This window comes from Gemmatimonadota bacterium, assembly GCA_009835325.1.
GTDB lineage: Bacteria > JAAXHH01 > JAAXHH01 > JAAXHH01 > JAAXHH01 > JAAXHH01.
In genome coordinates this window covers 13,103-28,245 of record VXWP01000075.1, presented here as the reverse complement: position 1 = coordinate 28,245, position 15,143 = coordinate 13,103, and the positions used below count along the sequence as shown (strand labels likewise).

The following is a 15,143-nucleotide window of genomic DNA, read 5'->3' as shown; positions in this document are numbered from 1 at the left end:
CCTTCGCGTCTCATGATGTACTCGGCTGGTTTTTATCCGGTTCGGGAACTTTCACGTGGACGGTAACGATATCCGTGTCGTGGAACTGCTGGTGGCGTACGGAGGAAGCGATGTGCCGCAACAGCCGTAGCGAGACTTCCCGTTCCACCAGCACGTCGTCGGGCCTGTCCGCCAGTAATCCGATCCGGTCCTGAAGGTTCTCCTCGCCCGCCGCGGCAATGAACTCGAGGAGCGCGCCGCCGCTTTCCCTGCGCGCCTTCAAAAGCAGGCGCCGCCGGTCGCTGCTCTTCCGGTCCACGTCCTGTTCGATCAGCGTCAGCAACGTCTCCTCGCTGGCGGCGTCGAGACGGCGGACCATCTCCGGTCCCCAACCATTGCGGGATGCGAACACCTCGAGGAATGTCCTGATCTTCGGAAGCACGGACAGGTCCAGCGCCACCTCGATCCGGCTGCCGCGCGGGGCCGTCGCTTCCAGAAACAGGGTCATGAGGATCGCCATGATACCGCCGGCCGTTATGCCGTTCGCCAGCAGGCCGCCTCCCAACTCCGCGAGAACCTCGGGGAACAGGAGGTCGTTCTGGCAGCCGACGCCGACCCAGAAGGCGACGCCTGCGATCAGTGCCTTGCGATGGTCGATCCCGCCCTGCACCACCTCGGTCATCCCTCGGACGAAGGTCAACGCCAGCACGACGGTCAGATAGGCGACCACGACCGCGCTGGGAATAGCCAGGATCATGGCGAGGAACTTGGGCAGGAACGCCAGCACGATCAGCACGCCGGCGGCAATGATGCCCACGCGGCGGGCCGCGACCCCCGTCAGCTCAACGGTCGGGACGCTGACGCCGATGGTCTGAGTCGGCACGATCCCGGCGATGCCAGAGAGCAGTTTACCGATACCGTCCGCCGTTACCGCACCCTCCACCGCACGGTAGTCCACGGCCCTCGGCCGGCGCCACGACACGCGCTGGATGGCGACCGCACCGGTAATCGTCTGGATAGCGCCGATGAGGGCCACAAAAGCGAAGGCAGGCAGAAGTCCCACGAAGGCCGGACCGAGGTCGCAACCGATACCCGGCCAACTGCCCAGTGGCAACCCGAACCAGGGAGCCCGGGTGATCAGGTCGAAGTCATAGAGACCCAACGATCCACCGATGACCGAACCCGCGATCACCCCGATGAGCGGAGCCCACAGACGCAGTGTCGCCCCTGCCGTAAGGGAAATGCCGCCGATGACCAGGCCCGTCGCTACTGCGGTGAGCGGTGCACTGAGCGCCGCGTCCTGCGGTGCGTCGGCCAGGCGGCTGAATACGACCGGCAGCACGGTCGCAGGTATCAGCATGTTCACGGTGCCGACGATGGTCGGTGTGAGAAGCCGCCTGAACAGGGCCAGCCGCATCGATATCACGATCGGGACAAGTGACGATGCGACGACCAGGGTGGCGAGCAGCGCCGGACCGCCTTCGACGAGGGCGCTGACGCAGACCCCGATAAAGGCGCCGGCGGGACCCATGAAGAGTAGGTATCCCGCTCCGACCCGGCTCAGTCTGACGGCTTGCAGCGCCGTGCAGATCCCACTGACGGCGACGGCGCCGAACACGGCCCAGGACAGGTACGCCTCGGTTCCGCCGCTGGCCCGTATGATGATAGTGGGGATGAAGATGATGCTTGTGATACCGAGAACGACCAGTTGCAGGCCGCTGCCCAGCGACACAAGCGCCGGAGGATGTTCGTCGGGTTCGTATTGAACGGAAGAAGCGCTTTGCACGTCACGGCTGCTCACAGGAATCCCCTGGCCAGTCTACGCACACCGGGCGCTCTTACGCCCGGAGATGTACGGAATCCACCGTGGACCCGATCCGAAAATGAGCGGTGGCAGCGTTTCGCTCAGCCGGGCCGTCCGGTCAACCAGTTCCATGGGCGGACGTGAGACTCGGCGAAGGTGCCCGCCTGGGCATAGGGACTGCCTTCGACAAAGGCCCGTGCCACCTCGATCGAGGGCGCCTCGAGCACGAGGACGAAACCGGTGACGGACCGGTCACCCTCACTGAGCGTTTGCCCGCCGTGATGCACGGTCACATCGGGATGATGGGTGGAGTCGTGAATGTAGGCGGCAAATGATTCCTGCAGACGAAGCCTTTCCTGTGCCATTTCCGCCTTATGTGTCGCAGAGACTACGAAAAACATCTGTCCTCCCTTCCTGCCGGGATGCACGCGGGGCCGCACGAGAACACTGGACCGCACGAATGCACGGGAGCGAACGGTTCCGCGCAGACAGCCGGCAAGGCTTGAATAAAAGTGCAGTGCAAAATTGAAATGTTGAGTAATTAAACTAAACCGGCAGAGGTTCCGCAAGACTTAGTTGAGCCAGCGGATTAAGGGTACGCCGGGACCGAAACCGGTGGGCCGAAACCGGGCGGTCCGCCTCCAGCATCGACCGGGTTACAAATCCAGTTCCGGCCAGAGCTTGTCGATGCGCCGGTCGACCTCTTCGGGCATGCGCAGGATTTCCGGCCACCCCCGGTCGAACCCCTCGTCCGGCCATTTCTCGGTGGCGTCGATGCCGAGCTTGCCGCTTACGTCGGCGGTCTGCGCGGCGAAATCCAGGACGTCGCAGGGACCCTCGCTGATCAGCAGGTCCCGCTTCGGATCGATGGCAACGCCGACCCGCCAGGCGACTTCCCGCATATTATGCACGTCCACATCCTTGTCCACAACGATTATCACCTTGGTGAACATCATCTGGCCCAGGCCCCAGAGGGCGTGCATCACCTTCCGAGCGTGGCCCGGATAGCGCTTGTCGATGGAGACGATGGCCAGGTTGTGGAAGATGCCTTCGACGGGCAGGTCGATGTCCACGATTTCCGGCAGGGTAGTCTTGAGCAGCGGGAGAAAGATGCGTTCGGTGGCCTTTCCGAGCCACCCGTCTTCCTGCGGCGGCGGTCCGACGATAGTCGTCGGGTAGATGGCGTCTTTTCTCCGCGTGATGGCGGTGAGGTGGAACACGGGGTATTCGTCGGGCAGCGAGTAGTAGCCCTGGTGATCTCCGAAGGGCCCCTCCACGCGCCGTTCATGGGGTTCGGCGTACCCCTCCAGGACGATCTGGGCGTTGGCCGGCACCTCCAGGTCCACCGTACGGCACTTCACCAGCTGGACCGGTTGCCTGCGAAGGAATCCGGCCAGCATGTACTCATCGATCTCATCGGGCAGGGGCGCCGTCGCGGCGTACATGGTCTCCGGATCGGGCCCGAGCACAATGGCGACCTCCAGCCGCTCGCCCATCTCCTCCGCGACGCGGTAGTGATGGGCGCCGCCCTTGTGCCGTTGCCAGTGAAGCCCCAGGGTTTTCTCGTCGAAGACCTGGAGCCGGTACATGCCCACGTTCCGCGTATCCTTTACGGGGTGTTTCGTAATGACCTGGGGAAAGGTGATGTACCTACCGCCGTCGCCGGGCCAGCACTTGATGACCGGGATACTTTCGAGAGACGCCGCGTCGGTCTCGACTATTTCCTGACAGGGGCCGTTGCGCACGGTCCTGCTCTGGGTATCTTTCAACCGGGCGAGCCGGGGCAGGAGCTGGAGTTTTCCCGCAAGGGAGGCCGGCACCTGGGGATTGATCAGGTCGGCGATTTCGGCCGCGATGTCGTCCAGGTCCCCGGTACTCAGGGCCAGCTCCATGCGGCGTCTCGACCCGAAGGTATTGATCAGCACGGGTATGCCGGAATGGCCCTTTACGTTGGTGAAGAGCAATGCCGGCCCGTTCTGCTTGACCACGCGGTCCGCGATGGCGCTGATCTCCAGTTCGGGATCGATCTCCGCGGTGATTTCCTTCAACTCACCTTCTTCCCGAAGCAGGTCGACGAACAAATTTAAGTCTTTGTGGGCCATTGGCTTACAGTCTGGTAAGAGTTCGATTCGACATGGGGTTCGGCATGGGGTTCGGCGCCACGCCATGATGGTATTTCCATCCGTGTAAAGTACCCCTGGCGATGGTTCAAGTCAATTCATTACTGGCAGATCGGAGCACCCCGGCCCTCGCCCGGAAAAAACAGGTTGCAAACCACGGGACGATGTAATAGCATTAGTGCTGCTTTCGAAACACCGCCCTTTGATTCATGCCAGGGAATACATGCCCAACATATACGAGACGATCGGAGTACGCACGATCATCAACGCTTCGGGTCCGTCCACCCGGCTCAGCGGCAGCATCATGGATCCCGAAGTCGCCGACGCCATGCACGAGGCGTCGCAGTTCTGCGTCGACATAGCCGAACTCCAGGCCCGTGCGAGCGAGGTAATCGCGGAAATCACCGGGGCGGAAGCGGGATACGTCACCTCCGGCGCGGCGGCGGGACTCCTCCTGGGCACCGCGGCCTGCGTCACCGGCCCGGACCCCGGCAAGATGAACCGGCTGCCGGACACGGAGGGCATGAAGAACGAAGTCATCATGTCCCGCAGCCAGCGGAATTTCTACGACCACGCGATCCGGTCCGTCGGTGTAAAGCTCGTCGAAGTAGGGATCGCGGACCGCTACAGCGGGGCCGGCGTGCGGGACACCGAAGCGTGGGAGGTCGCCGACGCCATCACGGAGCGCACGGCGGCCGTTTGCTACGTCGCCCATCCCCGCGCCCTGCCTCCCCTGGAAGAAGTCGTCGAAGTCGCCCACGCCCACAACGTACCGGTGATCGTCGACGCCGCCGGACAGTTACCGCCACGGTCGAACCTGCAGGCATACATCTCCATGGGCGCCGACCTCGTGGCCTTCAGCGGCGGAAAGGCCATCGGCGGTCCCCAGGGTTCGGGGATCCTCTGCGGCCGCCGGGACCTCATCATGTGCGTGGCGCTACAACACCTGGACATGGACGTACTGAAACCGCAGTGGAATCCACCGGAATCCCTCATCGACAAGTCGATCCTGCCCGGCGCGCCTCATCACGGCATCGGGAGACCCTGCAAGGTCGGCAAGGAACAAATCGTGGGCCTGCTGACCGCGCTGGAGCGCTTTGCCGGTGAACACCTGGAAGCGCGCGCGGCGGCGTGGCGGGACCGCATGGATGAACTCGTGGCCGCCACAGGGGAGATTCCAGGTTGCCGGTTCACGATCGATACCGACAGCAGGCCCAGCGAGGTGCCGATGGCCGTGCTGAAACTGGATGAGTCCGTGACGGGCAAGACCGCCCTGGACGTGGTCCTCGCAATGCAGGAGGGCGATCCTCCCATCCAGGCCAATACCGGGAGAGTCTCGGAAGGGATCGTGCTCTTCGGCCCGGTCTGCCTGAAGGCGGGCGAACCGGAACGGGTGGCCCGGCGGCTGAGGGAGATCCTGGGCGCGTGAACAAGCAGATCAGACCAGGCAGGGCCAGGTGAGAGCGGACGAGCTGAGGACAGACAAGGCCACAATCATACATGAGTGACGACACGCACATCACGAAGATATCCGGTGAACTGGGGATTCGGTCCGAGCAGGTGGAAGCCGTCGCGCGCCTGCTGGACGAAGAGGCCACGGTCCCCTTTATCGCGCGTTACCGCAAGGAAAGGACCGGTTCGCTCGACGAGGTGGCCGTTACGGCGATCCGCGACCGGATCGGCCAGCTCCGGGAACTGGAGAAGCGCCGGACCTCGATCCTTGCCTCCCTGAAGGACCGCGACCTGCTCACGGACGAGCTGGAATCGAAGGTACGGACCGCGGAAACCCTGACCGTACTGGAAGATACCTACCTTCCCTACCGGCCGAAACGGCGCACGCGGGCCACAGCAGCCCGGGAAAGGGGTCTGGAACCCCTGGCGAAGCGCATTTTCGAGCAGGGGGAAATGGATCTGGAAGCCGAAGCCGCTCCTTTCGTCGATCCGGAGAAGAAAGTCGATACCGCCGAGGACGCCCTGTCCGGCGCGCGCGACATCATCGCCGAATGGATCAATGAAGATACGACGGCACGGTCGGCCCTGCGCCGGCTGTTCCACGAAAAGGCGGTCATCCGGTCCACGGTGGTCGCGGAGAAGGAATCGTCGGGGATCAAGTTCCGGGACTATTTCGACTGGTCCGAGACGGCGGTGAAAGCGCCTTCTCACCGCGTGCTCGCCATGCGGCGCGGCGAGAAAGAAGACGTGCTGCGAATGACCATTGCCCCGCCGGAAGGCGAGGCGATTGCGCGACTCGAGGAGCTCTTCGTCAAGGGAGAAGGTCCCGCGTCCGAACAGGTCCGCCTGGCCGTTACCGACGGCTACCGCCGCCTGCTCTCACTCTCCCTCGAAACGGAGTTGAGGTCCCTTGTCCGGCAGAAGGCCGAGCAGGAGGCGACCCTCGTTTTCGCGCGGAACCTGCGGGAGCTGCTGATGGCGCCTCCCCTGGGCCGCCGCCGCATCATGGCGGTCGATCCCGGTTTCCGCACGGGCTGCAAGGTCGTGTGTCTCGACGAACAGGGCAAACTGATGGACCGGGCCAGCATCTTTCCTCATTCCGGGGACAAGAAGAAGGAAAGGGCGGCACGGATCGTGCGGACCCTGCACGAGCAGTACGAATTCGATGCTATCGCCGTGGGCAACGGGACGGCCGGACGGGAGACCACCCAGTTCCTCCGTACGATCGAGCTTGCCGGTGATCCGTCCATCGTGCTCGTGAACGAAAGCGGCGCTTCGGTCTACTCGGCGTCTGCCGAGGCCCGGCAGGAATTCCCGCGGTTGGACGTTACGGTACGCGGGGCGATTTCCATCGGCCGCCGGCTCATGGATCCCCTGGCCGAGCTGGTCAAGATCGATCCCAAGTCCATAGGCGTCGGGCAGTACCAGCACGACGTCGACCAGGCATCGCTGAAGAAGAGCCTGGACGACGTGGTGACGAGTTGCGTGAACAACGTCGGCGTCGAGGTAAACACGGCGAGCGCTCAACTCCTTTCCTACGTGTCCGGCATTGGACCCGCGCTGGCGAAGCACATCGTGGCCCACCGGGAGAAAGCGGGTCCCTTCGTCTCGAGGACGGATCTGCAGCAGGTGCCGAACCTCGGTCCGAGGGCCTTCGAGCAGGCCGCGGGTTTCCTGAGAATCGGGAACGCCGAGAACCCCCTGGACGCCAGTGCCGTGCACCCCGAGAGCTATGAAATCGTGGACCGGATGGCTTCCGATCAAAGTTGCAGCGTCAACGAGCTCATGGACGATTCAGCGGTCCGCGGCCGTATCGAGCTCGATACCTACGTGAACGATACCGTGGGGCTGCCTACGCTCGAAGATATCCTGGAAGAACTGGCGCGGCCCGGGCGCGACCCCCGCGAGGAGTTCAAGCCCGTCCAGTACACCGAAGGGGTAAATAGCATCGATGAAGTCAAGGAGGGCATGCGGCTCAACGGCGTCGTGACCAACGTCACGAACTTTGGTGCCTTCGTGGATGTAGGGGTCCACCTCGATGGGCTCGTGCACATCAGCCAGCTCGTGGACCGGTATGTCAAGCATGCCGGCGAAGCCGTCAAGGTGGGGCAGCTGGTCGAGGTGCGGGTACTCGGCGTGGACCACGAACGAAACCGGATCTCGCTGTCGATGCGGGAGGGCAAGGAACGTGGCAACGGGAAGCCCGAGCGCAGGCGAAGGCGCCGGCCATCGAAGCGCCGGCAGGATGGGCAGACCGAAGGCGGGAATGTGAAGGCGGCGGAGCGCACGAGTGCGGACGGGCAGGCGGAAGCAACCGAAAAGGGAGATCCGTCCGTGAAGGCAGACTCGACCTCGAAGGCACAAGACGCCGGGAAGACGGAAGCGTCCGGGAAGGTGGTCTCACGCAAGAACCGGAGAAAGAAACCGGCGAATCGGAAGTCGGCCGGCCAACGAGGTTCCTCGGCCAACAAGGTCCTGACCGTCGATCACCTGCTCAAGTTGAACCGTAAGTTGTAGGTTTCCCTCAACTCCCCTTAAATACCCCCGCTGATCGCGGGCAGGAAGTGGATCTCGCTGTCCTCGTTCACCTTGTCGAGCAGGATGCGGCGGGCATTGCGGCCGTCGATCATGACCGCGATGTTGGGTTTGATCCGCTGCGTCCCTTCCTCCAGCAACCTCTGCTTAAAACCCGGGTAGGCCGTCTCCAGGTTGGCGATGATCTGACGCATGTCGGCCCCTTCGATGTGGATGATCTCCTTGCCGCCGGTCAGGTCGCGCATGAGGGACGGGATGTAGATGGTGGCCATGGATCAGCTTTCGTTGCTATGCGCTTTATGCACTGTCCTGCGCACTCGGCCAGCCCGGGATCTGGCAAGGCCTTCAAGTAAAGCAAAAGGGCGGGAGAATCCTTCCCCGCCCTTTGCGTCTTCACTCTAGCGTCTTCGCTTCAAAAACGCTTCCCCAGTCCGCGCCTACCCGCCGTTCTCCGCCAGGGCTTTCTGGACCCGGGGCGGCGACATGGGCAGGTCGCGCAGCCTTACGCCAGTCGCGTCGTAGATGGCATTGGCGAGGGCGGCCGGCGGCGGTACGATCGGCACTTCGCCGACGCCCCGGACGCCGTAGGGATGGGACTCGTTGGGCACTTCCACGATGATGGTCTCGATCATGGGCAGGTCGAGGGTCGTGGGCATGCGGTAATCCAGGAAACTGGCATTGGTCATGGAACCTTCGTCGTTGTAGATGTACTCCTCGTTCAGGCCCCAGCCGATCCCCTGCACCACGCCGCCCTGCATCTGGCCTTCCACGTAGCTTGGGTGAATGGCCGTCCCGGCGTCCTGGACCGCGGTATACCGGAGTATATCCACCTTGCCGGTTTCCCGGTCGATCTCGACGTCCACGACGTGGGTGGCGAAAGCGCCGCCACCGCTGCCGTCGGGATTCGTACTCACCTGGGCAACCACGGGACCGCCGGCGTCGCCGGCCTGGCTCGCCAGTTCCTTGAAGCTGCCCCGCTTCTCCGCGTCATCCCGATAGGAAAAGACTCCGTCCTCGAAGTCAATGGCATCGGCAGGCACGTCCCAGAGCTTGGAGGCCCTTTCCTTCATCTCCCGGATGAGGGCCTGGCCCGTGGCATGGGCGGCGTAACCCGTTCCGAAGGTCGTGCGGCTGCCGCCGGTCACGTCGGTATAGCCGATCGAGTCCGTATCCACGACGTAGGGCTTGATGTCGGTGGCCTCGAGGCCGATGGTCTCGGCCAGCTGCATGGCAATGGAGGCCCGCGTGCCGCCGATATCCGTGGAACCCTCCAGCATGTTGATGGTGCCGTCGGGATTGATGCTCACGGAAATGGCCGACCGGCCGCCATTGAAGTTGAACCAGTAACCCGAGGCGACGCCCCGGCCGCGGACCTTGCCGTTCCCCGACTTCGCGAGGGAAGAGCGGTAGTGTTCGCTGTTGAGGGCGGCCTCCGTAGTCTCAATGCAACCGATGCGCGGGTGCACGGGACCGTCGGCCCGGCGGGTGCCTTCCTTCGCGCCGTTCTTCACTCGGAACTCGAGCGGGTCCACCCCGAGCTTCTCGCTGATCTCGTCCACGACGGTCTCGGTGGCGTAGGCCGCGTTGGTGGCGCCCGGCGCACGATAGGCGTTTGTCTTGGGCTTGTTCACGCACACGTCGTACCCGTCGATCTGGACGTTGGGTATGTCGTAGGGCGTAAATATGCAGCCCGCGCCCGCACCGACCGGCGAACCAGGATAAGCGCCGGCCTCGTAAGCCATGTAGGCCGTGGCGGCCGTGAGCCGGCCGTCGCTGGTGGCGCCCATTTTGACCTTCAGGTAGGAGCCCGGCGTCGGGCCCGTTCCCTCGAAGACCTCGTCCCGGGTCATCGTCATCTTTACCGGGTGACCGGTCCTCTTGGAAAGCAACGCAGCGACCGGGTCCAGGTAGACGGAGATCTTGCCGCCGAAGCCGCCGCCGATCTCGAGGGGTACGATCTTGACCTTCGAAACGGGCATCTGGAGGATTTCGGCCATCTGGTCCCGTACCGAGAAAGCGCCCTGCGTGCTCGTCCAGATGGTGAGCTGGCCTTCTTCGTTCCAGTGGGCCGTGGCGTTATGGGTCTCGATGTAGCCCTGGTGGACGGTCTGGGTCGTGAACTCCCGTTCGATCACCACGTCGGCTTCCGCGAAACCGTCGTCCGGTTCGCCCATCTTGTGCTGGAAGTGGTTCGCGACGTTGCTGACCTTGTCCGTCTCCTCTCCCATGGACGTGGTTTTCATGTCCTCGTGCAGGATCGGAGCGCCGTCCTCCATGGCTTCCAGCACGCCCGTGACGTGGGGCAGCACTTCGTATTCCACGTCGATCAGTTCCACCGCCTCCTGCGCCACGTGCAGGTTGATCGCGGCCACGCCGGCCACGGCATGCCCCTTGTAGAGCACCTTGCCGTAGGCCAGCACGTTGTTGCTGGCGTCGCGCAGGTTGACGATCGCCTCGCCCAGGTCGGCGAGTTTATCCGCGATCTGCGGGAGGTCGTGGGCGGTAACGACGGCCCGCACGCCCGGATGGGCCTCCGCGCGGCTGGTGTCGATGTTCTTGATCCGCGCGTGGGGATGGGGGCTGCGCTTGATGGCGCCGTGCAGCAGTCCAGTCAGCTGGATATCGGCGCCGTAGATCGCCCGGCCGGTGACCTTGTCCACCCCGTCGTGGCGAATCGGGCGGGTGCCGATGACCTTATGTCCGTTTTGTGACACGTCTGTTCCCTCCGTTGAGTCATTGCTTTCAGATCATTCAGCCGGTCAGGCGCCGTTCCTGGCGTCCAGGACCGCGCGCACGATCTTGTCGTACCCCGTGCATCGGCACAGATTGCCGGCCAGCCAGTAGCGCACCTCGTCTTCCGAGGGGTTCGGGTTCTCGTCCAGCAGCGCTTTGGCGGAAACGATGAATCCGGGCGTGCAGATTCCGCATTGCAGCGCCGCGTGTTCGAGGAACTTCTGCTGCAGCGGATGGAGGTTGGCGGCGGAACCGATGCCTTCGATGGTCGTGATCTCGCATCCGTCGGCTTCGACCCCCAGCACGCAGCAGGAGTTGACCAGCCTGCCGTCCATGATCACGTTGCATGCCCCGCAGTTGCCGTTGTTGCATCCTTCCTTGGCGCCGGTGAGATCCAGGTCGTCGCGCAGCACTTCGAGCAGGCTGTTGCGCGGTTCGCAGAGGAAATCGACGGCTTCTCCGTTTATGGTGGTCTGTACGTGTACTTTTTTCGACATCGACGGCTACTCCTTGGCTCGTTGAACCGCGCCTTCCACAACCCGGCGCGTCAATACGCTGGTCAGATGCTTGCGGTATTCGGCGGTGCCCCGCATGTCGCTGATGGGCCGGGCCGCGTCGCGGGCGAGGTCGGCCGCCCGTTGGATCGATTCGTCGGAAACGGGCTGTCCGGCCAGGGCGTCCCCGGCCTCCCGCACGAAGAGGGGCGTCGGTGCCACGGCGCCGACGGCGATGCGCGCCGACACGAACGAGGACCGGTCTTCGCTGAGCACGACGGACGCGCCGACGCCGACCACGGCGATGTCCATCTCGTTGCGGGGGATGAAGCGGCGGTAGAAGGCGCCGGAGTTCGGTGCCGGCGCCGGGAAATGGAGCGACACCAGAAACTCGCCGTCCTCCAGCACGGTACGGCCGGGCGCCGTGCAGAAGTCTTCCACGGCCACTTTCCGCGTTCCGTTCGGACCGGCGATTTCCGCCTCGCCGGAAAGGACGATCATGGGAGGAATCGTATCGCCCGCCGGGGAGGCGTTGCACAGGTTCCCACCCAGGCTGGCCCTGCCCTGGATCCCCGTGCCGCCCACCAGTCTGGCCGCGTCCATGAGTCCCGGATAGGCCGCGGCGATTTCCGCGTCCCCGTAGATCCGGTAGCAGGGCACGGCCGCCCCGATCGTGACGCCCGTCGCGGCGTCGTAGGACAACGCGTTCAGTTCGGCGATGCGCTTGACGTCCACCACGAGATCGGTCCGCCTGCGGTTCTCACGGAGCTGAACGATCAGGTCCGTACCGCCCGCGAGCACACAGGCGTTTTTCCCTTGATCGCTGAGCATCACGACCGCATCGGCCACGCTTTCAGGCGTGGCGTAATCGAATGCGTGCAAGACACACTCCTTTGCTGTTTACCTTGAACTGTGGACTGCGAAATCGAAATAGCCGCAAAACCGGGCACCCGGTTACACACGGGTTCAATAAGCGGTTATCGAGAAAATCCAATCTACATAATTAGGCCGTGCAAAATAACGTGTCAAGCGGGAAAGAAATGCGGTTTCCGAAATATCGCGGCGGGTCGGAATCTACGGGAGTTCGCCCAGTTTAAACTGGGCCCTGGTCTACGGCAGTTCGCCCAGTTTGATTCGTCCCTCGAGGTCGTCCACGAACTGCCGCGCCACCCGGCCGGAACGGCCGCTGGCGCGCTGAAGCCACCGGAGGGATTCCCGTCTCAGCAGTCCCGCGTCCATGTCGATGCCGCGCTGATCGGCGAGATGGCGGACGATCCGGAAATAGGTGTCCTGGGTGATCCGGTAGAAACCGATGGACAGGCCGAACCGGTCGCTCAGCGAGACTTTCTCCTCCACGGTTTCCTGGGGGTGGATTTCATCGTCGTCCGGACTGAACCGAAAGGTGTTGTCGGCGAGCTTCTCCGGCATCAGGTGCCTGCGGTTCGACGTGGCGTAGACGAGCACGTTGTCGGGACGCGCGGAAAGACTGCCCTCGAGGAGCGCCTTGAGCTCGAGATAAATGGATTCGTCTTCCATGAAGGACAGGTCGTCGCAGAACAGGACGAACCGCTCGGGCCGGTCCCACAGGAGTTCGACGATCTCGGGCAGATCCGTCAGGTCCTGCCGGCGGACCTCGATCATGCGAAGACCCTCGCCGGCGAACCGGGCCAGGAGGCCCTTCACCACCGAAGACTTGCCGGTTCCGCGCTCACCCCAGATCAGCACGTTGTTCGCGGGCATCCCCCGGACGAACTGGCGGGTGTTCCGCTCCAGGATCCCTATCTCGCGGTCAAGACCGAAGAGATCGAACAGGTCCACCAGGTCGGGATGCACGATCGGTTCCAGGCAGCCCCTTTCTCCACGCTTCCCCCACCGGAACGCGATGGAGCCGGCGAACGCGTCGTCTGACGCGCCGGACTGCCCGGTTCGCCCGGTCGACCCTCCCGTGTAGGCAGAGACCAGCGTTTCGATGCGGCCCATCAGCCTTTCGAGGCGCGGCAGCAGATCGGACAGGGTTCTTACGGGGTGCTCGGGCATAAATCAAGGATCCAGCGTATAAGGCGCCAGCCCGAGCGGCAGCGGGGCCGGCCGGGCACAGGTATTTTCCAGTGTGATGTGCCGTCCCGATTCCGACGATTCCTCGATGGACAGCATGACGTCCAGCACGTGGCGGGTGAGTTCGCCGCTGGCCCGGTGCGGCCGGCCCGAACGCAAGGCATAGACCATGTCCGCCACGCCAAGGCCGCGGCTTTGCTCCTCGTACCCGTGGCTCAGGGGCATTTCGGTCCAGTTTTCCGCGCCGCCGCGGCGCAGTTTCACTGGCCCGCCGAAGGAATTGGGATCGGGCACGCTCAGAGAGCCCTCCGACCCGTATACCTCGATGCGGGGAAGTTCATGGTGCCACACGTCGAAACTGGTTACGATCGTCCCGATGGGTCCGCTTTCGAACTCGAGAAGGCCCGCCAGGTGCGTGGGCACCTCGACCTCAATTTGCCCTCCGCGAAGGGGCTCGCTCGTTATGGTGCGCACGGGATGTGTGATGCGCGTAGCGCCCGTGAGCCGGGCGACCGGCCCCAGCAGATTGACAAGGGCCGTGACGTAGTACGGCCCCATGTCCAGCATGGGCCCCGCGCCGGGCTTGTAGAAGAAGGCGGGATCGGGATGCCATTTTTCGTGCCCCGCACTCAGCATGAAGGCCGTGGCCGCCACCGGTTCGCCGATCCAGCCGTCGTCGATGAGTTTGCGGCAGGTCTGTATGCCGGCTCCCATGAAGGTGTCCGGTGCCCCGCCCACCAGCTTCCCGGTGTGTTTCGCGAGGTCGAGCAAGGCACGGCCGTCTTCCTTCCGGACCGCCATGGGTTTTTCCGAATACACTGATTTTCCGTGTTCCAGCGCGGCCCGGGCGATTTCGGCATGGGCGGCGGGAATGGTCAGGTTGATGACGATCTCGATAGCGGGATCGTCCAGCAGGGCTTCCACCGAAAGGGCTTCAACACCCTCGTATTCGGAGGCTTTGGCCCGCGCCCGTTCGGGGATCATGTCGGCGCAGGCGACCACGTCGAAAGCCTCGAACTTGCGTCCCGCCTCGAAGTATACGCCGCTGATGTTTCCGCATCCTATGATGCCCGCCTTGAGCGCCGTCATGGGATTCGCCTCTGCAGTGAGGTAGCTTTTCCGTAACGCGAAAGTACGGTCCCGCCGCGTCAATACCACGGCGAAACGCATTGCCTGGCTTCGTGATCCGTATCCCTGGAGCCACGGGAGTACCACCTGGCAAATGCCCATCACTTCTAATCCGCGGGCCGGTAAACGTCAAGCGAAATATGCCGCCGGAGGTAACCTGTAATCGCTTGACGTTCACAAGGGGCTTGCCTATAATCTCAATCGTTCCGGACCGGTGAACCGGCCGCGCGAAATCGGTCCACATCGCCGCCGGGATATAGCGTACGCTGGGCCATCCCGTGTGCCGTTTCGCGGCGCCGTTCCGCGGCGCCATTCCGCGGTCATATTCCGCGGTCAACCCGCCGGAGAAAGCCTTGATCAAGCAGATCCTGACTTACGGTGTGCTCTTCAGCGCGTTGATTGCGGGGTGCAGCGAGGAAGTTGTCGGTCCCGGCAACGTCGCCCGGCCCCTCGTGGGCAACTACGATCTCGAAAGCCGAACGGTCAACACAACCATACAGACGGATTCCGGCAGCACGGAGGAACGGATTACGCTGGTACCCCCACTGGTACGCGGACACCTCCGCCTCAGCACCGACGGCCGGTACGGCCAGGTCGATACGACCATCGTATCGGATTCCACGACGGTCAATATCCAGAATGGACGCTGGAGCGTGCTGGACAACGTGTTCTACTTCGTGACCGATGACAACCAGCAGTACGAGGACCGTTTTACGTTCGACGGCCTGAGGCTGGTCCGCGACTCCGAGGACATCCGCCACGTCTCGGGCAGGTTTTTCAGCGTCACGGACGTCTGGCTGAAACTGCCCGACGTCGTGCCCCCCGCGGATCCATAACGCCAAC

Annotated in this window: 12 protein-coding genes; 3 read left to right on the top strand and 9 right to left on the bottom strand. The window is 63.6% G+C overall.

All coding sequences use genetic code 11. The annotated features are described in order from the left end of the window. Window positions 1-10 precede the first annotated feature (10 nt). The 3 genes from F4Z81_09600 to F4Z81_09590 form a co-directional block, all read right to left on the bottom strand. The gene (locus tag F4Z81_09600) at window positions 11-1,786 is read right to left on the bottom strand and encodes a hypothetical protein (protein MXW05306.1); all 1,776 of its coding nucleotides are present in this window, start codon (window positions 1,784-1,786) and stop codon (window positions 11-13) included. A gap of 98 nt (window positions 1,787-1,884) precedes the next feature. Continuing rightward, the gene (locus F4Z81_09595) at window positions 1,885-2,184 is read right to left on the bottom strand and encodes a YciI family protein (protein MXW05305.1); all 300 of its coding nucleotides are present in this window, start codon (window positions 2,182-2,184) and stop codon (window positions 1,885-1,887) included. A gap of 255 nt (window positions 2,185-2,439) precedes the next feature. Further along, window positions 2,440-3,885: a menaquinone biosynthesis decarboxylase gene (locus F4Z81_09590; protein ID MXW05304.1), complete on the bottom strand. Its 1,446-nt coding sequence runs from the start codon at window positions 3,883-3,885 to the stop codon at window positions 2,440-2,442. Window positions 3,886-4,126: 241 nt separating this feature from the next. Between F4Z81_09590 and F4Z81_09585 the strand changes: the two genes are divergently transcribed. Then, entirely contained in the window at window positions 4,127-5,332 is a 1,206-nt protein-coding gene (locus tag F4Z81_09585) for an aminotransferase class V-fold PLP-dependent enzyme (protein ID MXW05303.1), read from the top strand. Between the two features lie 71 nt (window positions 5,333-5,403). Next, window positions 5,404-7,872: a S1 RNA-binding domain-containing protein gene (locus F4Z81_09580; GenBank protein ID MXW05302.1), complete on the top strand. Its 2,469-nt coding sequence runs from the start codon at window positions 5,404-5,406 to the stop codon at window positions 7,870-7,872. 17 nt (window positions 7,873-7,889) lie between these two features. Here the strand turns inward: F4Z81_09580 and F4Z81_09575 are convergent, their stop codons facing one another. The 6 genes from F4Z81_09575 to F4Z81_09550 all read right to left on the bottom strand — a co-directional run bounded on the left by F4Z81_09575 (window position 7,890) and on the right by F4Z81_09550 (window position 14,261). Next, window positions 7,890-8,162, bottom strand: a complete 273-nt coding sequence (locus F4Z81_09575; protein ID MXW05301.1) for a MoaD/ThiS family protein — start codon at window positions 8,160-8,162, stop codon at window positions 7,890-7,892. A 165-nt stretch (window positions 8,163-8,327) separates the two neighbouring features. Further along, window positions 8,328-10,604: a xanthine dehydrogenase family protein molybdopterin-binding subunit gene (locus tag F4Z81_09570; protein MXW05300.1), complete on the bottom strand. Its 2,277-nt coding sequence runs from the start codon at window positions 10,602-10,604 to the stop codon at window positions 8,328-8,330. 45 nt (window positions 10,605-10,649) lie between these two features. Continuing rightward, on the bottom strand, window positions 10,650-11,120 hold the full coding sequence (locus F4Z81_09565; GenBank protein ID MXW05299.1) for a (2Fe-2S)-binding protein: 471 nt from the start codon (window positions 11,118-11,120) through the stop codon (window positions 10,650-10,652). Window positions 11,121-11,126: 6 nt separating this feature from the next. Then, window positions 11,127-11,999 (bottom strand): xanthine dehydrogenase family protein subunit M, encoded by an 873-nt coding sequence (locus F4Z81_09560; protein MXW05298.1) that lies wholly within the window; start codon window positions 11,997-11,999, stop codon window positions 11,127-11,129. A gap of 228 nt (window positions 12,000-12,227) precedes the next feature. Next, window positions 12,228-13,154, bottom strand: a complete 927-nt coding sequence (locus tag F4Z81_09555) for an ATP-binding protein (GenBank protein MXW05297.1) — start codon at window positions 13,152-13,154, stop codon at window positions 12,228-12,230. 3 nt (window positions 13,155-13,157) lie between these two features. Further along, complete coding sequence (locus tag F4Z81_09550; protein ID MXW05296.1) at window positions 13,158-14,261, bottom strand: Gfo/Idh/MocA family oxidoreductase; 1,104 nt, start codon at window positions 14,259-14,261, stop codon at window positions 13,158-13,160. Window positions 14,262-14,653: 392 nt separating this feature from the next. Between F4Z81_09550 and F4Z81_09545 the strand changes: the two genes are divergently transcribed. Beyond that, a complete protein-coding gene (locus F4Z81_09545; GenBank protein MXW05295.1) occupies window positions 14,654-15,136 on the top strand; it encodes a hypothetical protein in 483 nt (160 codons plus the stop codon). The last annotated feature ends 7 nt before the right edge of the window (window positions 15,137-15,143 follow it).